Raw genomic sequence first — 22,597 nt, 5'->3', positions numbered from 1 at the left:
GTACCATGCTTTCCCCGACCCACATCTCAGTCAGGAGAACCGGAAAACCAAGCTCCGGCTTCCGCTGGATTGGCCCTGGGAAACCGAAGGGGAACGGCTCTTCACTTCCGTGCACGCCCCACCCCAAATCGCCTAGAACCGTTCACCGAGCCCTCTGCGGCGCAACCAGGAAACCATCGTGGAACACCCGCCGGCAGAGAGGCTGGCGCCCTTCCCGTGCCCAAAAACGAAACCGCCCCCGTCCGTCGTCAGCAGACGACGACCGGGGGCGGATCGGTGGATCGGTGGATCGGTGGATCAAGGCTTAGCCGGGGCCGGGGGTGTGGCGGCTGTTTTTCCCCTTAAGGAAGCATTATTTGATGGTGAGGGTGCGGTGTTCATCGTTGTTGCATCTCCCGAGGGATTCGGGGGTGTTGCAACGATCACTAGAACTCAAGGATTCTCATCGGTGGATCAGGGCTAAGACTGCACGTCCGTAGCGGGTATGCCACATCTGCCCACCGCGGATCCCTGCACCCAGACATTGCGCCGAACCAAATATCGATCTGCCACGAGGAGCACCGCTGATACGGTCACTGCCAGAGCCGCCCAATAGGGCCTGTCAAGTTGTCTGTGTAAATGAACTAGTCAGATAGTGTTTCTTGCTCTAATCCTTGAGGCCCTTTAAGGCGAAGATTCGATTCTAATCCAGGTAGGCTTCCACGCGTTCGGGATAGGTCAGGCACAGGTACTGCAGGGCCTGGTTCCAACCGGTGGTCTTGGCCCCCTCCAGGAGGCGTCCGCTGGAGGCCCGGGTGCCGGCCCGGACCTTGGCACGTTCGATGGCGCGCTTGTCCTCGATGTTGCAGATCGCCAACCACAGCAGCTTCACCGCGGCCGCGTCGTTAGGGAAGTGACCACGGTTCTTGGTGACTTTTCGAAGTTGGAAATTCAACGACTCGATGGCATTGGTCGTATAAATGACCTTCCTCAAGGCAGGGGGAAACGCGAGGAACGGGGTGAAACGCTCCCAGGCGCTCTGCCACGTCTTCACCGCCGCCGGATACCTGGTGCCCCACTCGCCGTCGCTGAACTCCTTCAGGGCCGCACCGGCGGCTTCCTCGTTCGGGGCCGTGTAGATGAGCCGCAGCTGGGCGGCGACCTTCTGCCGGTCTGCGTAGGAAACGAAACGCATCGAAGAACGGATCAGGTGCACCACGCAGGTCTGCACCGTCGCGTGGGGCCACGTCGCCTCGATGGCCTCGGGGAAACCGGTGAGCCCGTCGCAGCAGACGATCAGCACGTCCTTCACCCCGCGGTTGGCCAGCTCGGAGCAGACCTGCGCCCAGAACTTCGCGCCCTCGGCCGCGGCGATCCAGATCCCCAGCACGTGCTTGATCCCGTCCATGTCCACGCCCACGGCGATGTGCGCGGCCTTGTTCTTCACGTGCGCGCCGTCGCGGACCTTGATCACGATCGCATCCAGGTACATGATCGGGTAGATCGGATCCAAGGGGCGGTTCTGCCAGGCGATGACCTCGTCAAGGATCTCGTCGGTGATCTTCGAGATCGTCTCGCGCGAGAGTTCGGTGCCCAGGGTGGAGGCCAGGTGGTGTTCGATGTCCCGCACCGTCATGCCCCCGGCATAGAGGCTCACGATCATGTCCGCCAGCTGCCCGGTATGCCGGGTGCCCTTGGGAACCAGGCGCGGGACGAAGGTCCCGGCCCGGTCCCGCGGTACTGCCAGGTCGATGTCCCCGGCGCTGGTGGACACCGTCTTGGGGTAGGAACCGTTGCGGGAGTTCGTGACCTCGCGGCCGGCGTACTCGTGCTTCTCGTAGCCCAGGTGCTCGGTCAATTCGGTCTTCAGGCCCCGTTCCAGACCGGCCCGGATCAGGTGCTGGATGAACCCGTCCTTGCCATCGAGTTCGATCTCGCCGCGGTCGATCTGGCCCATCAGCTCATCGAAGGCCCCCGAGGCCTTGAGTTCTTCCATGTTCCCGACGGCGGCCATGCGCTCGGCCGCTGCCGAGGCGTCTACTTTCCCTGCCGGTTTTTTGCGTTCTATCACGGTCATAATTGTCCTCTGAATCAGATGGTGACTAGGTCATTTACACACTCCATCTGACAGGCTCGCCCAATACGAGTACCGGTAGTTGGAAGCCGGAACAATGGGAAAATATCCGACCAAATAAAGAAAGCCTGAGCTGGTCAAAGCCAAAACAGATGTTCGGACATATGTGGCCCGTCGACCGAACATGAATAGAAGGATCGATGAAAATAACCAAAACCAGCCATGAAAGAACCAAGGAAACATCTTGTATCCAAAGTTGACCACATAGTCTGTAAGGATGCTGTCTGCTTTTCCGGTCTTTACTTGATATTCGTGCGGAACAGAAGCAACACTTGGAGCTTTTTGGTAGACAAGCGACGTCGTGAAAAGGAATCGTGCGAATGTCTGTGCATGATAAGCCACATATCCGGTGGGGTTCGTGGCTACGCCATTCAGCCAAAGATCCTTAAGTTCCTCTTGATTCGCGATCGCCTCAAATGGTTGACCTGTTGCCCCACGTCCATAGCATTGCCAGTAGGCGTTCCAAATTGCGTGCTTCTCCGTGCAAAGCGTCCGTGCTGCAACGAGCTTGGCTTTAAGTGCTTCCGGAGCATTGGACTTTTCGATCTCAGATGAAGACATGGTGAAGATGACATCGTCCAGAAAGACCTGGGAAAGCTGTCCTGCTTTAGAGGGTTTCGTAACGGCAGTGAGAACTGTACTTGTGGCCGCTGTTAGTAAAGCGAAACAGGCAATCGCGGCAACCGCGGCGACTAGCTGCCTTTTTTTCGAGTGTGTCAACCAAATGCTGAAGCGTGATTGGTTCCGCCATACGACAAAGAGGAGAACTACCAATGGCAAGATTGCGAAAATAGCATTTTTCCTGACCATCACCCCATAGATCATAAAGAACAGGGAAAGGGCAAGTAGCGGAACCCGAATCTTTCGGAAACGATCAGCCAAAAGAATGAGCACGACGGCAAGGAATAGTGCGATCATCATCTGTGTGTCTTTCCACATCACACCCACAAAAGTCAGCACGTGCGGCAGGGAAACAATTCCCACACCAAGGAGTGAAATTTTCCACTGTCGGGTCAGGTCATGCAGGTAAATCGATAGGAGGGCACTGGCTAAGAAGGCCAATATTATCTGGACAAGAACCATTGAACCGATGTGTCCCGTGGCTTCGTAAAGTGAACGCCAGGTGAGAGTCATGATCACTGGGTGCCAATCGTTGAGAGGCACCTCACCCAAAACTTGTCGAAGTTGGTAACTCGAGTCGTTGCTCATTCTTCCGGGAGCATTTGCAGCCCACATAAAGATGCTGCCCAAACACGCCAGCGAAGAGGTAGCAAATATCCACGCAAAGTCCTTGCCCGTCCAGCCTGCTGGAATTTGCCGATTCTCATGCTCAGCGATGAGTTCTTTCGCATGGCTGGACATCACGCTGCTCTGGCTTTTCCATGGGACATAGCAGTCTGACGCGGTGTTTTAGATGGTGGGTCCAGACGAAGATAGGCTAGCCGAGCAGCTTCTCGACGAGCATGCGTGACACCCTCTAAGAGCACTCCAACACTGCTTACCAGTATCGATATGCCCATGAGTGCCGCAGACGCTATAGCAGTGGGAAAACGAGGCACCAGGCCCGTTTCGAAGAACTCAAAAACAACGGGTAGGCCCAACCCCAAGGATAAAATGAGTGCCAGAGAACCCACTATTCCATAATAGAGATTAGGTCGTTCGTGTCGTAACAACTGCAAGATAACACGGAGAATTTTCAGGCCATCGGAGAAGGTGTTGAGTTTGCTTTCACTGCCGGGCGGACGACCCCGAAAACCGATTTTTTCCTCGATTTGAGGAATTCGAAGTGCCATCACATGAACCGTGATTTCGGTCTCGATCTCAAATTCTTTGGAGATTGCTGGAAATGACTTCACGAATCTACGAGAGAAGACACGATAGCCAGAAAGCATGTCAGAAACATGCGAATGGAAAAGAAAGCTGACCAGTCGATTGAATAGCAGATTTCCCATTTCATGCCCCGGACGATAAGAAGTCGTTTCACTGATGTCTTCACGGACGCCGAGCACATGGTCATAAGTGCCCTGAATCAGGGTCTCAATCATTCGAGGCAGATCCCTGGCTTCGTAGGTGTCATCGCCGTCGATCGTGACATAAACATCAGCTTCAATGTCAGCAAATGCCCTCCGCAAGACGTTGCCTTTTCCTTTGCGGGACTCATGACGAACAACTGCCCCGGCCTCGGTGGCAACTCTCGAGGTTTCATCGGTACTCGCGTTATCGAAAACATAGACAACCATCCCTGGCACCGCTTGCATGAGGTCAGCTACTACCTTCCCGATGGTTTGTTCCTCGTTGTAACACGGGACAATAGCTGCAATCCGCTGCAAAGGGTAGGCAACATAAGTGAGCACCGGGTTTCCTCGCTCTTCTTTCATTGAAGGGACGGATCGGGCTTTTGTTGCGCAATAACTCAGAAACAGCGCCCCACACGCTCCATGAACGTACCCAACACTGCTTAGTCTGAACCGTCCCGGGTTTGATGCCGCTGTCTTTTTTGAGAAAGATGGCAACCATGCCCAAGAAATACCCTGCCGAAGTTCGTGACCGTGCCGTGAACATGGTCCTGGATCGAATCACCGAATATCCATCGCTCTACGCAGCATGCAAGGCACTGGCCCCGAAGCTGGATGTCGGCGCCGAGTCCTTGCGCCGTTGGGTGGTCCAATCCCAGGTGGACTCAGGCGAGAAGGACGGCCCAACCACCGATGAGATCGATGAGCTCAAGCGGCTGCGGGTCGAAAACCGGGACTTGAAGGAAGCCAACGAGATCCTGAAAGCGGCATCGATTTTCTTCGCGAGGGAACTCGACCCTCGCCGCCGCTGATTTGCCGTTTCATTGACGAACTGAGAGCCAAAGGCCATGCGGTCGAGTCGATCTGTTCCGTCCTGCGAGAGCAGGGCGTGCAGGTCGCCGCACGGACCTACCGGGCCTGGAAAACACGACTGCCGGCACTGCGGGCGGTCGAGGACGCCAGGGTCATCGACACGTTACGCGCACTGAACATCCCAGACGCCAAGGGGCGGCCGCGGCCGGAAATCCTCTACGGCCGGCGGAAGATGACCGCGTGGCTGCGCCGCAATGACTTCCCTGAGGCCTCCAAACACACCGTGGACCGGCTCATGCGAGACGAAGGCATGAACGGGCTGGTTCGCGGGCGTAAGACCCGCACCACCATCCCCGGCAAGGACGGAAAACGCGCCGGGGACCGGCTGAACCGCAATTTCCAGGCCAGCGCGCCAAACCGGATTTGGGTCACCGATTTCACCTACGTCCCGGTGTATTCCGGGTTCGTTTACGTCGCGTTGGTGATCGACCTGTATTCGCGGGCCATCGTCGGTTGGGAAACTTCCACGGTCAAGGACACCGCCTTCGTGGAGCAGTGCCTCAAGATGGCACTATGGCGCCGAAAAAACGCCAATAGGCCGGTTGACAAGGGACTTCTGCACCACAGCGATGCGGGCAGTCAGTACACCTCGATCCGCTACACCGACACCCTGGAGATTGAGGGACTGATCCCTTCGATCGGCAGCGTCGGGGATGCGTACGACAATGCGGCCGCCGAAACCGTGATGGGACTCTTCAAGAACGAAGCCGTGGCCAAGGGTTCACCGTTCCGAACCGGGGCCCTGAAGACTGAATCCGACGTGATTGAGGTCGTCTTCGACTGGGTTCACTGGTACAACAATGAGCGCTTGCATTCCACTTTGGAACACCAATCCCCGGAGGAATTTGAGCGAACCTACTATGCTGAAATTTCCGGCTCGTTACCCGACGCTGCCGCCCACAAGACGGCGGCATGATTTCCGGGACGGTTCAGTCCACCATGCAATCCGGCTTGGATCTAGTAGCCATTTTAGTGGTCGGCCACGATGCGGAAACCGCAGCGGCGAACAAGGTCCCGGCCAGCCAGCCGAATACCGCATCGGATGGACTCTGCTGGCCAAGATAAACATGACTCAGTGCTATCAACGGGGCGATCGCGACCAGCCCGGTCAAGGTAAGCACTGCCCGGCGCCACTTTGCGGAGTACCGTCGAAGCAAAAGCCATGCGGCACCGGTCAGTAGCGCGGTGGAGATCAAAGGCTGACCAATCGCTGAATCTAAGGCCAAGGCCTGCCCACGGGTGGGGGTGCCCTGCCCTGCAAGATGAGTGACCCATATTCCGGTCGCCGTGGCCATCAGCAGAACCCCAGATAAGTACACACCGAAACACCACGGTTGAACGACCGGTCCCGTACGAGTGAGAAAGACGCACCCCGCCAGCACGGATACAACCACCACCGGGTGCCCCGCGATGTTGATGATCTGCATCAAAACCGTGAATTCGTCATCTTGATGACTCAGAAACCACGCCTCCACCGTACCGTCGATATTTCCCAGCACTTTTCCGGTCACCGCGGTATTGCTGATCCAGTGATAGCTACCGACCAGCGCCATGATCCCCACTGCGAGCACACCCCGCACCCGTCCCCCGGCAGTGACAAGAGGAAACCACCGGCTTTTCCTTGCTGCTGAGCCGGCCCGGGGGTACGAGGCCGCGGCTTTGGTCTTGAGAGCAGCCAGGGGCCGGGAGTCTATGATCCTGTCGACCCATTGTTTGGTGCGGCCAGGATTGCGCAGGGCAAAGCGAGCAACCAAGGCGATCAGCAATGCCCCGGTGAGTATGAGCGTGAAGATCAGGCTTGCCTTCCCCAAGTACTTTTCAACCGTCTTATAGGACTGCCCGGCAAAGAAACCCAAAAGCACCACAATGACCGCCCAGAGCGTTCCTCCGATGCTGTTGTAAAGCAAGAATGTTCGGTAGGGCATGCGTGACATTCCGGCGATGGCCGGGACTAATGCACGCAGCAGACCGACCCACCGACCGAGCAAAACCGCGGTGCCCCCGCGCTTGGCCAGAAACTGCTCACCTTTAGCCCAGTTTTCCGCCCCCACGAACCGGCCTGCACGGCTGCGTTTGAGGCGCGGCCCAAACCGTCGTCCGATCTCATAACCCACCGAGTCCCCAGCGATCGCGGCCACGATGGCGATCATCAGCATGATGCTCAGATTCACGTTTCCCTGGCTGGCGATCACTCCCCCGAAAAACAGGGCGGTTTCACCAGGCAGCACCAATCCGACGAAGGCGGCAGCTTCCCCAAAAGTCAAAGCGCCCACGATCACATACACCAGTGGAGTGGGCAGGGAGATGATCGAATCCAGGAACGCGCTCATGTTCTTTTCCGCTCCTGATTCGTTGCGTGCGATCGCTGCGTACCGGAAAAGAACCGCGTTGCAGGATTGCGGGCGGACAGCTTATTTGCAGTCTTTTTCTCGACCGGATGCTCTTGCGGGACAAGGGGCAGCGCCACGAGGAAGCACGTGATTCCCCGCGGGCTTTCGCTGACCTGGATGGTGCCACCATGAGCGAGGATTATTTCCTTGCTGATGGCCAAACCGAGTCCGCTTCCACCGTGTTCCCTGGTGCGACTGGCATCCAAACGTACGAACCGGTCAAAAATGCGTTCCCGGTCAGCTGCGGGGATCCGATCGCCATCATTTTCAACCCGTACTTTGACTTGGCTATCCTGCGCGGAAAGTGAGATTCGGATGATGCTGGCGGCATGGCGGTCTGCATTGTTCACCAGGTTGCGGAAGACCTGACCCAAGCGGTTTGCATCCCCCTTCATCCTGACCGGGACCATTTCGGTCTGCACCACGTGGTCCGATACCGACCGGATGCGACGGGCTTCCTGGTTTAGTACGTCATCCAGGTCCACGTCCTCCATGCGGAAACGCAGGCCAGAATCGTCGATCTTGGCCAACGTCAACAGATCTACCACTAGGTATCCCATGCGTTGGGTCTGGTTTTGCAGCATGTCTGAGCTTTCAAGCCACGTTTTGCCCGTGGTATCGGCAGCAGCGACTTCCAAGCCAGTCATGAGGGTCGCCAAGGGACTGCGTAGCTCGTGGCTGGCGTCGGTGACGAAGCGGCGTTGTGATTCATCAGCCCTTTGCAGCCGGTCCAGCATCGCGTTCATGGTTTGTGCGAGCCGTTCAATTTCATCAGCGGTGTTTGGCAACGCAACCCTATCGTCCAGGTTCTTTTGGGAGATTCCTGCAACGGTCTCGCGAATGCGTTCCACCGGCAACAAGGCACGCCCGATGAGGAACCACATCAGCGTTCCAGCTAATACCACCAGAAGTGGAACTCCCGCTATCAGAACCCATCCAACGGTACCCACCGCGTCTCGCTCGATCGACGTATCCGCACCCACCACCACGAGAACGTTTCCCTCGGGAGTGGCTACGCCCTGTGCGGCGATGAGGTGCTCATCAAAGTCCAAGATCCCGGCTAGGCCGGCATTCTTTGGAAAGTAGCTTTCTCCGGGTTCCAGGGCAGCACCCTTGTAGAGGATTCCTTGGTTGGCATCGTTCGAGGAAGCCAAGACGGTACCATCGACGCGAAGGACCTGCGCGAACTGGATCCCTGAATTCTGCACCATGGCGGCGTAGCCTTCGCCATCGTCACCCTGGATCGTTTCAACTAAACTGCTAAGTTGTTGAACTGTCAGGTTTCGGGCATTGCTGATCAACGTTGAGCGGAGCACAAATAACAAGGTAAAACCGGCCACGACCAAGACAGCTGCCATGATCGCAATGGCGGCGAAAACCACCTTCTTGCGGACCCCCCAATGACGTCGCTGCTTTATTTGGCCCTCTTCCCCGGTGAGTGTTGATGGCGGTGGGAGGCGGCGGCTAGCGGTCATCGGAGACCAAACAATATCCCATGCCTCGAATGGTAGATAGCGTGGCTTTGCCGAAGGGAACGTCGATCTTTTTTCGCAGGTATCCCATGTATACCTCCACGACATTGTCGCTGCCCTCGTAAGCGGAGTCCCAGACATTGTCGAGAATTTCCGCCTTGGAAACCACCTCGTCATGACGACGCATCAGATAGTGGAGGATGGCGTATTCCTTGGGAGTCAAAGACACCGTGGTCCCTTCTCTGCTGACACTCCTACGTACCGGATCCAAGACAAGTGTTCCCACGGTGAGGTTGACCGGGCGTTCCGGAGCGCCTCGGCGGATCAAAGCCCGAAGCCGGGCGACCAGGACCATGAAGCTAAACGGCTTGGTGAGATAGTCATCAGCACCGAGGTCGAAAGCATCTGTTTGATCGTATTCACCGTCCTTGGCCGTGAGCATGAGCACCGGTGTCCAGATATTGGCGGCACGGATATCCTTGAGGATCTGGTAGCCGTGTTTACCCGGAAGCATAATGTCCAGGATCGCGACGTCGTAGGGGTTCTCCAGTGCCAACCAGGCCCCGCCGATCCCCTCGTTGGCGACGTCTACAACGAATCCTTCATTGATGAGCCCGCGGCGCAGAGTCTCGGCCAGTTCCTTCTCGTCCTCAACGAGTAATACGCGCATGAATGCCTCTTTCATCAGGTGCCCTCCATCCTAGTTGGGCCCTGGTGCTGCTGATCCCTTTTCTTTGGGTAGGTCAGTCTTTTCACTGTGATTCCAGAGGTTGAACGCTGGTACGTGGCTGGTGAACAACCCGGCGACCAGAACCAGAGCGTGTCAGATGGAGTGTGTAAATGAAATAGTCACCATCTGATTTGGAGCATAATAATGACAGTGGCTGAAACCATGGACCCGGCAGTAAAAGTAGACGCCTCCGCGGCGGCCGAGCGGATGGCCGCGGTGGGAAACATGGAAGCGCTCAAGGCTTCAGGGGCCTTCGATGAGCTGATGGGCCAGATCGACCGCGGCGAGATCGAACTCGATGGCAAGAACGGGTTTATCCAGCACCTGATCAGCGCCGGACTGGAGCGCGGGCTGAAGACCGAACTCACCGAACACTTGGGCTACGAGAAACACGACTACGCCGGACGGTCCGTCGTGAATTCACGTAATGGGTCCTACCCCAAGACGGTGGCCACCAGCGCCGGGGACATCGACCTGGCCGTGCCGCGGGACCGGGCCGGGACCTTCATTCCATGCCTGGTCCCCATGGGTTCACGGCATACCGGGCAACTGGCTGACGTGATCGTGAGCCTGTACGCCGGGGGCATGACGGTACGCGACATCGAGAACCACCTGGCCTCCACGCTGGGCACCGAGCTCTCCCGGGAGACGATCTCGAAGATCACCGACGAGATCCTTGACGAGGTCCTTGCCTGGCAGAGGCGCCCGCTGGATCCGATCTACCCGATCATGTATCTGGATGCGATCGTGATCAAGGTCCGCGATGGCGCCCACGTGAAGAACAAGGCCGCGCATCTGGCCATCGGCGTGGACCTGGAAGGCATCAAACACGTGCTGGGCATCTGGATCGCCGCGGCCGAGGGCGCGAAGTTCGCAGGCCCAGGTCTGCTCCGAACTGGCCAACCGCGGCGTCCAAGACGTGCTGGTCGTGTGCTGTGACGGGCTCACCGGATTCCCCGACGCCATCGAGGCGACCTGGCCCTATGCCACGGTGCAGACCTGCGTGGTGCACCTGATCCGTGCCTCCATGCGTTTTGTGTCCTACGCGGACCGCCGACAGGTCGCCACCGAGCTGCGCACCATCTACACCGCGCCCACCGAGGACGCCGCGAAGGCGGCGCTTCAGGAGTTCGCTGCCGGGGCGTGGGGGACGAAGGACCCGGCGGCCGTGAAGACGTGGGAGAGCGCGTGGGAGCGTTTCACGCCGTTCTTGGCGTTCCCTCCGGCCTTGAGGAAGGTCATTTACACGACCAACGCCATTTAATCCTTGAATTACCAGCTGCGGAAGGTCACCAAGAACCGCGGGCATTTTCCCAATGATCAGGCGGCGGTGAAGCTGCTGTGGCTGGCGATCTGCAACATCGAGGACAAGCGGGCTTCCGAGTGGGCCAAGGTCATGAAAGGCACCCGTTCTTCCGGCGGGCGCCTGTTGGAGGGAGCGAAGACCACCGGCTGGAACCAGGCCCTGCAGGTCCTGGTGCTGACCTACCCCGAACGGCTGGAAGGGCACCTGGGCTAGAACCCCGTTTTCGCCTTAAAGGAACATTTCAAGATATTGAAAAACACTAGATGACTAGGTCATTTACACAAACAACTTGATAGGCCCCATTATTTGCGGTGCCGGGCAAAGCTGCCTGCATGTTGGTTCGCCGCGATCAAGCGCATTCCCACGGACCGTCAGACGCACTTCGCATCTCCGCTCGTGTGGCCAGCCGCAAGGAGGCTACACGCATCATATTTGTCTCCCGGCGAAACGTAACTGGCGACGGTTTCTTTTGTGGCGCAAACGAAGCAGACTTTTTGCGCCCAGCGTGCTGATGCGCGTGAACTTCATTTCAGTAGCAGTACTGCTCACGCACAATGCAACGCCAGCGAACATGACGATCAAGCCTCCGGCCGGCTCTCGAATCGGTGGCTATTGGAACCTCGCCACGATGGTGCCGGATCTGGTGGTGTGGCAATCAGGCTCCCGGTCAGCGGACCGCTACACCGGGCGCCACCCGCACCCTATCGGCTGCCGCCCGGCAACACCTTCGCCCTCAGAGTGATCGGCTTGATGACGAATCTCCGATCAGCCTCGATCAGCAATTCCAGCTGCTGGCCGCTGCCCAGCTTGGCCAGCGATCGGATCGGCACCTCGATAGTCGCGCGCGTAGAATACGCCGGGATCATGAAGTTCATGACGACTCCAGCCTGGGAAAATGTTTGCTGCTGACTTGCGCCGGGAATGGTGAGGGCTACCCATCTGCTCACTGCCGATGCGAGCGTGAGTTCGGAGCCAGCCGTCCTAGGCTTCACCGCGATGGCCCACCCCGTGTAGTCCTGCCCCATCGGTGCAGAGAGTTCGACAGTCCAGCGAACCATCCCGCCGGCCGTGGCCACGACATCTGTTTCAGCAACCGAGAGTTTCGGGCGCGCTGCCGCACTCTTCACGGCCAGGGATCCGGTGTATTGATCGGTCACCGCGTTGCTCAGCGCCGTCACCGTGACTCCATAGCCACTTCCAGCTTCATAGGAATCATCCACGTAGACATCATCACCGGCAAACGTGACCGGCACCTTGATTTCACGCTGTCCGGGGCGAACCGTGTAGGCCCGCCCGCTATAGCCGCTGTATGCGGAAAGGTCACTGACCTCAATCCAGACTCGGGCGGCGCGGGTGAATGAGTTGCTGACGGGCACCGAAACGTACCCCACCTGTTCTGCCTGTTTCGGGTCACCCTTGATGACCGCGTTCTTCACGTTGAATCGGGCGACATTCGTAGCGCTGGCCGTCGAGGCACGCAGCCCCGAGGAGGAGGCAAACCCGTCAAGCAGGTAAATTTTGCCCTTACCGCTGGTCCCCACCAGCGACAGCGAAACGAGCTTGCGGACATCCACCTTGCTCTTGGCGGGAATCACGAAGCGCATGTTCTGGCCCCAGTAGTGCACCATTCCGCCAACAGCCGGCAAGTCCGTGAGCTCACCCACGGGCTTGATGTTCACACTGCGCCCGGAGGTATCGCGCAGGAGCAGAGTGAAGTTCTGTTTGCGAACTGCGGGGTCGGCGATCACGCGCAGATCAATGTTCCGGTAAGTGCCCAGATCGCGAGGTGCGGTGAGCTGCATGCTGGACCCGGCCTTGGTCCAGCTGAAGCGCAGAGCCTGCGGGCTGGGGGCCTGGGTTTCTAACCCGCTGACGGGCAACCAGTGTGGAGAGGCGCCAACGCCGTCCACGGAACATGGCGCGGTGCCGAAGTCGCCGAGCGAGAAGCCGTCACAGAGTACGGCCTTGGCGTTCCCCTTCACCCTGAATTTCGTGGTTCTATCGGGGCGGATGACGGCCCGGCGTTTGCCACAGGTCGCGGCGGTATGCACCACGACGGGTCCGGCGGAAGCCGCCCGGGAACCTGTTCCGTCGAGCAGGCTTATCGCGCTGGTGTCGGTACTCAGGAAGGTCCGCGCGGCCGCGGCAACGTAGGTGGCACCGGCGGCGCGCTGGTCAGCGGGACTCAGGCGCTGCTTCGATGAGGTCCCGCAACCAGCATCCGAGGGGTCTCCCCAGTCATCATCCGCAGGCGCGCCCGTGGCACCGGGGGTCCAGTAGCTGTTGAAGTAGTTGTGGTTGGCGCCCATCATCAGCACCGAGGATTTCAGCGAGTTATCGCCCGTGGCAATGCGCGCGCCCTGGTCAACATATTGCTGGCCCTGAAGATCCGAAACATCACCGTCGCAATATGGCAGGATCACGGTGGTGGGCGTTCCCACGGCGACCTGTCGGCCAAAGTCCGTGGGGGCTATCAGCACCTGACCAACAATCTTGAACGGATCGCCGCTTCCAGCCTTCACTGCAGCACGGTTTACGCCCTCGCCGCCGCGGCTGTGGCCCACGGTCATAACCCGCTTCATGTTCATGTGGCCACGCAACACGCGCTGGATGTCGGCGGTGGCCGCGGCGCCGTTATTCCAGGCGGCTAACTGCTTCAGGTGTGTGCGGACCAGTTCTGCGCGTGCCCCGGAACCGGCATCGGCCACCTCGGCATCTTGGGCGTTGATGCTGTTGGCTGAGATCGAGACGGTGATGTATCCCTGGCTGGCAAGCAGCTGCTGTTGTGTGGCGTACCCGCGGTAGCTGTGGATTGGCTTGTTGCCAGCGGCGCAGGGCCAGTCCAGGTAGGTTTCACTGCCTGAATAGCAGGTCCCGTGCCGGCCATGCAGCATGAGCACCACCGGACGTTTGCCTTTGGCTCCCTTCGGGGCCACCACCTGTGCCTTCATCTCGGATTTTGTGGCGAAGCCGTCGAGTTTAATTGATTTCTGCGTGTAGGTGAATGATTCGGTGCCGTACTTGCCCTTCTTGCCCGGGTCGACCTTGACCAGGGCCGGCAGGGAGGCAGGGGTTTGGGCGGCAGCAGGTCTGCCAGGTGTTGCCAGGGTGGGGCCGTCGAGCACGCGGCCACCGCTCACGGCGCTGAGCGAGCGGGCTTTGGCATTTCTTAGGCCCGGGACGCGCAGAGTAAGTGTGCCACCCTTGCCCAGAGGCGCACCGAGGAGTTTGCCGTCGAGGAACAACTCGGGCCTGGCGCCACCCATGGGCAACGCCGTATCGGGGCTCCACAAAAGTGTTGAACCGTAGTTGTCCTCACGCACAACAAAATTGCCGTGTTTGGATCCGCCTGCGGCGGGCACTACCACCTGTCTGGCCTCCGGTAGCGGGGCGGCCTGTGCGGGGGAACCGGCTAACCCGGCGACCAGCAGGCCGCCAACAAGCGTAAATACGGTGAGAGATCTAGCACGCGCACTCATTGGGATTCTGGTTCCGTTCATCTCGTTCGCGCCCTAGTCCACCGATATTTGCCCAAACTGTAGCATCGGCGACCCCATGGACCGCCACGGGCTCGGCTACGGAATGATTACATTCTTCGAGACGCAGTTCTCGCTCCAGAGTGTTGGACACACGGTCAATACGGTGAAGGGATCAAAAGGAAGTTCTCGGATGGAAATCTCCGCTAGGAGCTTGGGTCAGTAGTCGTTTCCCGAACTCGGGTGCTTCACCGGTATTGGTGAGGCCGTAGGCCCGTTTTCGTGCTCTGCGCTGAAGCCGCAGGGAGTCGAGTTCCGTTCCCGTGCAGGAGTCGCGTTGGGCTTGTGGTCGGGGCAAGGTCCGCAGGGATCCAGCCCCCACCACACGTCTTTTATGCGGTTCGGGTCCGGTAGCCGAACAGCTTCATCAGGTTGTGGCACCCGGCCAACAGTTTCCAATCCGCACCGTCTTTTTCCAGGCCGCGGAGTTGGACGTGTTTGCCCTGTCGGGTGTGGATTTGCCCGAAGACCGGTTCCACGATCGCCTTGCGCCTTGCATAGATCTTCCGCCCCGGCCTAGTCTTCAGTTTCCTGGCCATCCGGTCCACCACGCCCATGTTCGAGGGGATCCGGCCGCGCGGGGATTCCGGGACCGGGGTCCCGTGCTTGAAGCAGCGGGTCGAAATGTAGAACCCGATGTCACCGGCCGCTTCAAGACCGGCTGCTTCAAGTCTTCCTGCTTCGGTTCCGGGGAGCCCTTTTGAGGAACGCTTAACGGGACGCTTTTTGGTGTTTTCCGCGGGGAGTGTGAATCGCAACGCTAAGAAATTGCGCCAATAGGCTCAGGGGCAGCGGAGGGGTCGGGCATCCCAGCGGTGGGTCAGCCAGGCTTCGCGGATGAGTCGGCGGATCACGATGACACTGTTCGCCAAAGCGATGAACGCGTTGATGACGGTGGTGCGTCGTTCGGTGCAGATCGCCAGTTTGCGGAATCCGCGGTTGTGCCAGGAGTTGGTGCGTTCCACCACCCACCGTTTGCCGACCTGGATCGGTGAGGGGATGCCCTGGGTGGCGACCTCGCCCGCGCAGCCGAGTTCCTCGAGCAGGTCCCGGGTCGTGGTGGAGTCGTAGCCGGCGTCCAGGTGCACGGTGATCTTTGGTGGCAGGTGGAATCCGAAGCGGGCGAGTTTCTCCAGGGTGGGGCGTAGTAGCGGGGAGTCGTGTCGGTTCGCCGGTGCCACCACGGTGCCCAGCGGGATGCCTTTGCCATCGACCAGGAGGGAGCGTTTGGTTCCTTGTTTGCCGCGGTCTACCGGGGATCGGCCGGCTGCCTCGCCGCCGCAGGGGGCCTTGACGATGCACCCGTCCACGGCGAGGTCTTCGAAGTCGATGCCCACGATCCGGTCGTAGGATTCCAGGGCGATTTGTTCGAGTTGTTCAAAGATCCCGGCGTGGATCCATTCGTCGCGGCGTCGTCGGATGGTGGTGGCCGAGCAGGTGGTGTCGGAGATTTTTTCGTAGGCGGCACCGAGGACGAGGACCTGGATGAGCTTGTCGAAGACGAGCCGGTCTGGGATGCGGGGTTTGTGGCAGCCCAGTGGGTGAGCATCAACCTTGGGTGGGATCAGTGCCTTGAATTGTGTCCAGAGGGGTTTGATGAGGAATGATGGAAGGGCAGGCACGGTTCTCCTGGATCGCATATTTTCTTGGTCGAAAACATGTTTAACACGGAGCCGTGCCTGCTTTTCGTTAATGACGTCGCGGGGTTGGTTAATGACGTGGCGGGGGTCGGTTGTTGGTCTCGGACTGGGCGCCTATTGGCGCGATTTCTAAGCTTGCTATTTAACCTTGTAGTGGGCCAGCCCGACTGGCTGGGTCACTGGTTTGACCCGATTCAGGCTGCCCTTGGGGCGCCCAGGACCAGTAGTTGAGCCTATCGGCGGTTTTGCCGGATGCACCGCATTCTGGCAGACCCGCCGATAGGTCGTCCGCACCCTGCCTGGCGTGAGACGTGACAGTGGCATTGACTGCTGCCACGGCAACCGGCACTCAACGACTAATGGTCGCACCAGACGCAGCAACGTATGCGCGACCAACACGATCCAGGTCCACCGATCAGCCGCGGCTGGTTCCCGCAGGTGGGGCCGGGTCCAACCCATGTTTTGTTTCAGGAACCGAAAGGTGTGCTCCCAGTCGAAGCGGCGCAGGTACATGGACCACCCATGATCCATTTCCCGTTCGTCGTCGGGGATCGGCTGGGAGACCCACAGCCACAAGGGCTTGGGCGTCGGGTTCCCCGGCAAACACTGAACTCTGACTCCGATCACGGTTCCCTCAATCAGCGGCAGGTGACCTTGGTGGTCCTTGAACCCACCGCGGGAATCGATCTTCGGGTGCATGCGCTCGAACGCGACCACCTCCACTGTCCCGTACCGCTGAAGAACGATGGACGAGGCGCATACCGGGGCAGGATAGGTATCAGGGTCCCGGAGTACGAACTTCGACCCATGGCGAGGGCCACGCCCCTTCGTCGAGCCACGGCGCTCACCTGCCGGAGCATGAAACACCCGGTTTGAACGCAGCCGGCCCACCAAGATCACCGGCAGGTCATTAAGTAACCAGGCCAACCGCACCACGTCATAGCCGGCATCCATGAGAACCAGGATGTCTGGATCGCTGGTTTGTTGCTGCCCGGCGGCGATCAGCCTACCGACCACCTCACGGAGCTGGTTGGCCGTCACCAGACTTGCATCCTGCCCACCTTCCAGCCGGACAATATCCAGCAGCGCGGTCCACGAGGTGGCTCCCGGCTCCAGTGCGGCAACAAAGGAATAGGGCCATCCGGGAATCATTTGTGCCTGTCCGTTACGGGCGTAGGTATGGCAGAACGCGCGCCCGGGGCTGCATCCGGCGTCCGGTCTCAGCCAGTTCGACACGTCCACCGCCAGCACGATTCCTTCCCGGCCATCGGGGCCCGGGATCTTGGGCACGGGCAGCGCCCCGATGAGGGTTTTCAGTGCCGCGTGGTTGATGTTCCCGGAGTTCACCGCGTCATACAGGGCGCCGTAGCCGCGGTGGTGCTCGGGTTCCAGGGACAGGTGGGCCAGGTCGGTGACTTTCCCCTGGGTACACAGCAATGCATCAGTGAGTTCGAAGAGCGCATCGGCCCTACGGGTGAGGCAGTGGTAGTAGCTTTGCCGGAACGCATCGAATTGCTGCTCGGGGCAGGAGGCTTGCGATTCACCGGAACATTCATGCATACTCATCGCCACGGCCCTCGGTCCTTTTGCTGTCTTGTTGGTATCAAACAGCATGAGAAACGAGGGCCGCTTATCGTGTCATGACACGCCGATTGAGGCGCGGAAAGTCAACAGACTTTCCGCCAGAGGTTAAATAGCAAGCTAAGGCAATGGAGATCCATGACCCGCCAGGTATGCCAAGCTCGCCTCAACGTATCGTTCGGCCGTTCGCATGCCGACAGTTTTCCTTGGCAGCACACCAAGCGCAGTCTTGAAATGGGGGGGGCGGATCACGTGGAAAATCGGTTCCTTTTGGCGACATCAGCCCAGGGGGGCACACCATGCCAAGTCCGTTATTGTCCCTGCGCTCTAGGGTAAGTCGTGGTGGGATATTCGCACCCTGCCTCCACTTATCTCAAGCCCAGTGTCCTGGAGTCATCTCAGCGATCCAGGCAGCAGCGATCGCGGAAGGAACCGGAGCGTCAGAATCACCCAGCGCAGGATACCGGGTACCCAGATGACACCCTTTCGGCCTTTGAGGGCCCGGGCTACGTGGCGCGCGGTGGCCGATGGCGTTGATGAGAATGGCGGTGGCCTCAGGTGCGCGGTCATCGTCGTGGAGACGAATCCGGGTCTGACGATCAATGTCCTGACCCCCTGGGATTTCATCGACTCGGTGGTGGTCCGGGCCAGGGTGTCGATTCCTTGTTTTGCCATCGCATAGAACAAGATCGACTCGCGGGGACGTACCGCGGCAGCCGAGGAAAGGACGATCAGGGACCCGGAGCCCTGACTGCCCAATACCCGTTGACTGCTGAGGATGAGCAAAGCGGGTCCTACGAGGTTTGTGCCGAGCGTTGCCTCCGGGGTCAGGGGATCTCCCATGGTTCCAATGGCCATGATAATCGCATCAATACGCGTTGTGGGGCCCCCGAGGAGGTCCTTTGCGACCATGAGCACGTCCTGCGTCTGGGTAAATGTCATTGCTGTGTCATAGGCGGCTTCAGTGACGGTGTGCCCCCTGCTACGCAGATGCTCCGCGGCCGCTGCTTGTCTGGGGCCGGGGCGTCCCACGAGACAGATCGTAGCGTGGGGTGCGCTGGTGCAACCCACGATCGCGAGCCCTATCTCCGAGCTGCCGCCCAGCAAAATGATTCGTTCAAAGGGTTGCGTGCGAAGTGCCATGGTTAGAGCTCCAGAAGGTTGAGCCGCTGGGAGAGCAAGGAGCCCATCTTATGGGTCGGGTCTAGCCGGGCTCTTGTTCCCTGCCAGCGCTGCAGCTGCGGATACATCAACGGAACCATCTCAGCTGGCAGGCGATTGTCCTTGGAGAGGTAGACGCGGCCTCCTGCGTTGGCGACGACCGTGTCTAAGTGGCCCAAGGCAGCTGCGAGTCCCGGGTAGTGGGCGGGAAAGTCCAAGGCCAGTGTCCAGCCCGGCTGCGGGAAGGAAAGCAGGCCGTTCCCGCACGCTCCGAAGCGCTTCAGCACGGCAAGAGCAGGGATCAGCCCTGAACTCTGAAGTCCTTCCAAAATTTCTCTCAGCACTGGATGGCTACAAGTTGGAACGCAGAACTGGTATTGGATCAGTCCTTGACTCCCGAAGGCCGCAGGCCAAAAACTAGCCCCATCCAGAGGATTCAGGGCAGCGGTGAAATGAACGATCCTGGGTCCGGCACCCAAGGGAAGATTCCAGCGAACTGCATTTGCCCACCGAATGCTTCGATCGTTGACGATTCCTCGCCCGGGGAACGTGCGGATGTTGCGCATCGAGATGCCGGGTGCCGGTGGCAGCTTGTTTTTCATCCTTTCGGACAGCATTTGCGTGCTCGCCGGGGTGCTGACCTCGACCAAGCCGCGCAGGTCCTCTCGGGTGGCATCCACCCATGCCACGGCATGGGACGGCGTTCGTATCGAATCTGTGATGAGGTCCATGGCCGCTTCCAAGGTTTCTGCCTTCCGACGGAAAACGCGCAGGTACGGCGTTTCTGTGCATAGTAGCTGGATCGCGGCCGAGACGATGACCCCGGTGAGGCCCATTCCTCCGACCGTTGCGCAGAATTCCTCGGAATGGGTGTCGGGGGAAATTCTCAAGAGGCTCCCGGAGGCAAGCATGAGTTCCATCTCGAGCACGTGGTGACCGAAAGACCCTTGGTGCATGTGGTTCTTTCCGTGTACGTCGCTTGCTATGGCTCCGCCGAGGGTGATGCGGGAGGTTCCCGGCAGCACGGGAAGTGCCCAGCCTTGGGGAACGGAGACCTGGTGCAGGGCCTGCAATGTCGCACCGGCATCGGAGAAGATGATGCCGGTGGCGGGATCAAAGGATCGGATGGTTGCCAGGCCCGTGAGGTCGATGGTGTGAGGCCCTATCGCGGCGTCTCCGTAACTACGTCCGGCTCCACGCACCGTGACCGGACCGAGAGATGTCGTGAGGAGGTCTTGGAGGCGATGCTCCGAGGTAGGGCATTCGAGGTGGACCCGGGTGGAGGTGGTTCGGCCCCACCCGTTGATTGTGCTCTGGTGGGTGAAAGCGCTTTCTTCCTGATTGTCGCTGGGAACCTTGGCTGATTGTGGGTCGGAGGCTTTCATGGCTGCTCCGTTGTCTGGGAGGTCGTGCCGGGGATGGGAGGCACTCATAGCGAGACGGCCAGGTAGATTCCTGCCATGGCGGTGAGCATCCAGGTGATCGCTGCTGCTGCCAGGAAGCCGTCGCTGAACATGAGGTGTTCGGGGCGTTGCCCGTCGCCTCGTGAGCAGAGGTAGCCATAACGCAGAAGAGTCGCCACGAACGGGAGGATAGAGGCCTGTATAAGCCCCGCAGCCAACGGGGTCCCGGGGTGTTGGACGGCCCAGAGTGAGTAGCAGATAATCGCGCTCGTCAGAGCGAGAGTCACTGTCTGCTCCAGCCAGCTTTTGGTGTAAAGCGATAAGGTGGTCCGACTCGTTGTCGGTGGCAGACCCTCAGCGCTGACCGGTGTCATGAGCTCGGTCTTGGACTGCAGTTCTGCTTGCCGTTTAGCGGTGACGATGTAGAGCGCGCCGAAGAAGGTGACCAGCAGAAACCATGATGTCACCACGACGCCCGTGGCCAGCGCCCCTGTACCTGCACGCAGGACGAAGCCCATGGCAACGACGAGGATGTCGATAACAGGGAAGCGTTTGAGGTAAAGCGAATAAGAGGTAGTCAGCGCTAGGTAGGTGCAAAGACCGATGAACGTCATCCACCCCACAGTCATCGCCGTGAGCATCGATGCGGCAGCCAAGAATAACGCTGCGGCGTACCCGAGCTTGGCACTGATCCTGCCGGAGGCTAAAGGTCTGCGGCATTTGGTGGGGTGGCTTCTATCTGCGTCGAGGTCACGGAGGTCGTTGAGGAAGTATGTTGCCGCCGAGCCAAGGGTGAAGGCCACCGATGCTGCCAGGGCCTGGAGGGCAATGTGTGGTTCAGAGAGGACCCCCGCCGCTGCCGGGGCGGCGAAGAGCAGGAGGTTTTTAGGCCATTGGGTCGGTCTGGCTGCGGCGAAAAGGGCGGCGACCATCCGAAGAAATGATTCCGTGTGATTCCTTCTCGTCAGTTTCTGCAAGCGGGCCCGCGGGGTGGGCGCCGGCAGGTGTGTTGCGAACTCGGTCATGATCCCTCCTGAGGGATGGAGCTATTTCACGGTGAGATAAAAGAAGTCGCGCTGGTCCGACGCTAAGTAGCGGGAAGGTGATTTGGGCATGCTGGGCAGGAGTTGCGTGGGGAGCGCTAAATTTCCCCGTGGCGTCCAGGAGGAAAAATTGACTTGTCCATAGTGGATGTCGAGTTCCATGCCCTGGATCGCGCCACTTTGAACCAGTGCGTTGGCGAGGGTTTCCAGGGTCAGACCATCGCCGGCGACGTAGATCAGGTTCCCGTGGATGTCCGTGCCCAGTCCGGATCTCCAGGTGTATTGGAGTTGGTTGCTGGCACTTCCCCACGCTCCACCGGCATTGATATTCAGGTCCGGTTCCTGCTTACCGCTTGCGACGATGAGATGAAGGTTCTGTCGCACGGCTATGACTGCCGGTGACATCCGGACGTCCTGGTTCCAAGCGCCGACACTAATATGCCCGTCCGCGGTAATGACCGCCGAGGCCTCGCCATCGACGAGATTCCGGGAGTAACGGCCGTTGAGGTAAAAGCCACCGGTGATGTCCTTGGCCTTGAATCCGGAATTGAAGGTCGCCAAGAGATGGCTTACCTCGTTCGAGGGAACGGCAGCGTCCCCGGGCCACGGTCCGGTGCCCGGTTCCCGTGTGCCAGCAACGAGGTGGGCGTTGCTGACCGATTGGCGGATCAGGGCAACGCCGACGAGCACACTCGGGTGGACGTTGTCAGGCCGGATGAAGGAGGTGTAAATGGCAGGCTGCCCATCGGCGGCCTTTCGTCCTGACACCCATTGCCCTTCGTTACGGAGAGGGCTACCCGATCCGTGGCTGACCTGGAGCCGCGGCAGTGCCGTAGTAAAGCGGAGGGGTGCGGGGTTCCTGAGAGGAATTGAGTCAGGTTGAGGTGTCTGCGCCGTGGGTGCGTGTCTGGTGTAGTACCAGTTTTCGATGGCGTTGACGATGCCGTTGGCACCGTTGTCACGCAACCAGCCAACCGACCTGTCGGCAAAAGTGGCATTCCCAGGATAGGTGAGCGCTTGGGCGTAGGAACCGGCGGGAATGATTGAGAGGCACAGTAAAACGATGAGGACATTTTTCCGTAGACGTCTAGCACGTGCGGATCGCGGTTTCTTGCTCCCATCCGGGCCGTGCCGTTCCGGTGGCATCGCCGTCTCGGAGCCGGGTATTACCTCTTGGTGTTGCGCAGAATGTGAGGGTCTCATCGGTCTTCCTCCAATGGTGAACCGCGCAGGATGTGTCATTTGCTACTATCCGCGTCCTTACCCAAGAGGACGCTGAGAAAGAGACGAAAGGCTCTCAGCACCCCTTCAGGATCAGAATCAGGGCGGGGGTT

The 22,597-nt window shown here is 59.4% G+C and carries 15 protein-coding genes and 1 pseudogene; 2 read left to right on the top strand and 14 right to left on the bottom strand.

Annotated elements, in window-relative coordinates:
* Positions 1 to 682: 682 nt before the first annotated feature.
* The 3 genes from E9229_RS18490 to E9229_RS18480 all read right to left on the bottom strand — a co-directional run bounded on the left by E9229_RS18490 (position 683) and on the right by E9229_RS18480 (position 4,467).
* Entirely contained in the window at positions 683 to 1,975 is a 1,293-nt protein-coding gene (locus E9229_RS18490) for an IS256 family transposase (RefSeq protein WP_407671347.1), read from the bottom strand.
* A 111-nt stretch (positions 1,976 to 2,086) separates the two neighbouring features.
* Complete coding sequence (locus E9229_RS18485; RefSeq protein WP_183513250.1) at positions 2,087 to 3,478, bottom strand: hypothetical protein; 1,392 nt, start codon at positions 3,476 to 3,478, stop codon at positions 2,087 to 2,089.
* Complete coding sequence (locus tag E9229_RS18480) at positions 3,475 to 4,467, bottom strand: glycosyltransferase (RefSeq protein ID WP_312855758.1); 993 nt, start codon at positions 4,465 to 4,467, stop codon at positions 3,475 to 3,477. Before E9229_RS18480 ends, E9229_RS18485 begins: the two co-directional genes overlap by 4 nt.
* 161 nt (positions 4,468 to 4,628) lie before the next feature.
* Here E9229_RS18480 and E9229_RS18475 point away from each other — a divergent pair.
* Positions 4,629 to 5,917, top strand: a protein-coding gene (locus E9229_RS18475) for an IS3 family transposase (protein ID WP_183513248.1) whose coding sequence is annotated in 2 segments (ribosomal slippage) — positions 4,629 to 4,902 and positions 4,902 to 5,917 — 1,290 coding nt in all. Because the reading frame shifts where the segments join, the coding sequence is not laid out codon by codon here.
* A 13-nt stretch (positions 5,918 to 5,930) separates the two neighbouring features.
* On the opposite strand, the gene E9229_RS18470 is transcribed toward E9229_RS18475, so the two are convergent.
* The 3 genes from E9229_RS18470 to E9229_RS18460 are packed head-to-tail and all read right to left on the bottom strand — an operon-like array spanning position 5,931 to position 9,533.
* Positions 5,931 to 7,331, bottom strand: coding sequence for a VTT domain-containing protein (locus E9229_RS18470; RefSeq protein ID WP_183513246.1), 1,401 nt, complete (start codon positions 7,329 to 7,331; stop codon positions 5,931 to 5,933).
* Positions 7,328 to 8,866, bottom strand: coding sequence for a sensor histidine kinase (locus E9229_RS18465; RefSeq protein WP_183513245.1), 1,539 nt, complete (start codon positions 8,864 to 8,866; stop codon positions 7,328 to 7,330). The genes E9229_RS18470 and E9229_RS18465 overlap by 4 nt, the downstream gene beginning before the upstream one ends.
* A complete protein-coding gene (locus tag E9229_RS18460) occupies positions 8,856 to 9,533 on the bottom strand; it encodes a response regulator transcription factor (protein WP_183513244.1) in 678 nt (225 codons plus the stop codon). Before E9229_RS18460 ends, E9229_RS18465 begins: the two co-directional genes overlap by 11 nt.
* Before the next feature lie 204 nt (positions 9,534 to 9,737).
* Between E9229_RS18460 and E9229_RS18455 the strand changes: the two are divergent.
* Positions 9,738 to 11,112: pseudogene (locus E9229_RS18455) on the top strand (IS256 family transposase).
* A gap of 488 nt (positions 11,113 to 11,600) precedes the next feature.
* Here E9229_RS18455 and E9229_RS18450 read toward each other — a convergent pair.
* From E9229_RS18450 to E9229_RS19100, 8 genes are all read right to left on the bottom strand, one after another.
* Positions 11,601 to 14,378, bottom strand: a complete 2,778-nt coding sequence (locus E9229_RS18450; RefSeq protein WP_183513243.1) for an alpha/beta hydrolase — start codon at positions 14,376 to 14,378, stop codon at positions 11,601 to 11,603.
* Positions 14,379 to 14,767: 389 nt separating this feature from the next.
* The gene (locus E9229_RS18445) at positions 14,768 to 15,193 is read right to left on the bottom strand and encodes a transposase (RefSeq protein WP_183513242.1); all 426 of its coding nucleotides are present in this window, start codon (positions 15,191 to 15,193) and stop codon (positions 14,768 to 14,770) included.
* 24 nt (positions 15,194 to 15,217) lie between these two features.
* Positions 15,218 to 16,057 (bottom strand): IS5 family transposase, encoded by an 840-nt coding sequence (locus E9229_RS18440; RefSeq protein ID WP_183513240.1) that lies wholly within the window; start codon positions 16,055 to 16,057, stop codon positions 15,218 to 15,220.
* A gap of 156 nt (positions 16,058 to 16,213) precedes the next feature.
* Positions 16,214 to 17,641 (bottom strand): NF041680 family putative transposase, encoded by a 1,428-nt coding sequence (locus E9229_RS18435; RefSeq protein ID WP_221184792.1) that lies wholly within the window; start codon positions 17,639 to 17,641, stop codon positions 16,214 to 16,216.
* A 408-nt stretch (positions 17,642 to 18,049) separates the two neighbouring features.
* On the bottom strand, positions 18,050 to 18,799 hold the full coding sequence (locus E9229_RS18430) for an SDR family NAD(P)-dependent oxidoreductase (protein WP_183513239.1): 750 nt from the start codon (positions 18,797 to 18,799) through the stop codon (positions 18,050 to 18,052).
* Between the two features lie 2 nt (positions 18,800 to 18,801).
* On the bottom strand, positions 18,802 to 20,202 hold the full coding sequence (locus E9229_RS18425) for an FAD-binding protein (protein WP_183513238.1): 1,401 nt from the start codon (positions 20,200 to 20,202) through the stop codon (positions 18,802 to 18,804).
* A gap of 44 nt (positions 20,203 to 20,246) precedes the next feature.
* Positions 20,247 to 21,245 (bottom strand): decaprenyl-phosphate phosphoribosyltransferase, encoded by a 999-nt coding sequence (locus E9229_RS18420; RefSeq protein ID WP_183513236.1) that lies wholly within the window; start codon positions 21,243 to 21,245, stop codon positions 20,247 to 20,249.
* Positions 21,246 to 21,266: 21 nt separating this feature from the next.
* The gene (locus E9229_RS19100; protein WP_221184791.1) at positions 21,267 to 22,229 is read right to left on the bottom strand and encodes a hypothetical protein; all 963 of its coding nucleotides are present in this window, start codon (positions 22,227 to 22,229) and stop codon (positions 21,267 to 21,269) included.
* Positions 22,230 to 22,597 lie beyond the last annotated feature (368 nt).

The organism is Paeniglutamicibacter cryotolerans, assembly GCF_014190875.1.
Classification (GTDB): Bacteria; Actinomycetota; Actinomycetes; order Actinomycetales; family Micrococcaceae; genus Paeniglutamicibacter; species Paeniglutamicibacter cryotolerans.
This window is presented reverse-complemented; position numbering and strand designations above follow the sequence as displayed.

What these genes read in the sequence shown, in the direction of transcription:
- E9229_RS18490 (WP_407671347.1), bottom strand. Translation starts at nt 1,975, where the DNA reads ATGGAAGAACTCAAGGCCTCGGGGGCCTTCGATGAGCTGATGGGCCAG.
- E9229_RS18470 (WP_183513246.1), bottom strand. Translation starts at nt 7,331, where the DNA reads ATGAGCGCGTTCCTGGATTCGATCATCTCCCTGCCCACTCCACTGGTG.
- E9229_RS18465 (WP_183513245.1), bottom strand. Translation starts at nt 8,866, where the DNA reads ATGACCGCTAGCCGCCGCCTCCCACCGCCATCAACACTCACCGGGGAA.
- E9229_RS18460 (WP_183513244.1), bottom strand. Translation starts at nt 9,533, where the DNA reads ATGCGCGTATTACTCGTTGAGGACGAGAAGGAACTGGCCGAGACTCTG.
- E9229_RS18450 (WP_183513243.1), bottom strand. Translation starts at nt 14,378, where the DNA reads ATGAGTGCGCGTGCTAGATCTCTCACCGTATTTACGCTTGTTGGCGGC.
- E9229_RS18435 (WP_221184792.1), bottom strand. Translation starts at nt 17,641, where the DNA reads ATGAGTATGCATGAATGTTCCGGTGAATCGCAAGCCTCCTGCCCCGAG.
- E9229_RS18430 (WP_183513239.1), bottom strand. Translation starts at nt 18,799, where the DNA reads ATGGCACTTCGCACGCAACCCTTTGAACGAATCATTTTGCTGGGCGGC.
- E9229_RS18425 (WP_183513238.1), bottom strand. Translation starts at nt 20,202, where the DNA reads ATGAAAGCCTCCGACCCACAATCAGCCAAGGTTCCCAGCGACAATCAG.
- E9229_RS18420 (WP_183513236.1), bottom strand. Translation starts at nt 21,245, where the DNA reads ATGACCGAGTTCGCAACACACCTGCCGGCGCCCACCCCGCGGGCCCGC.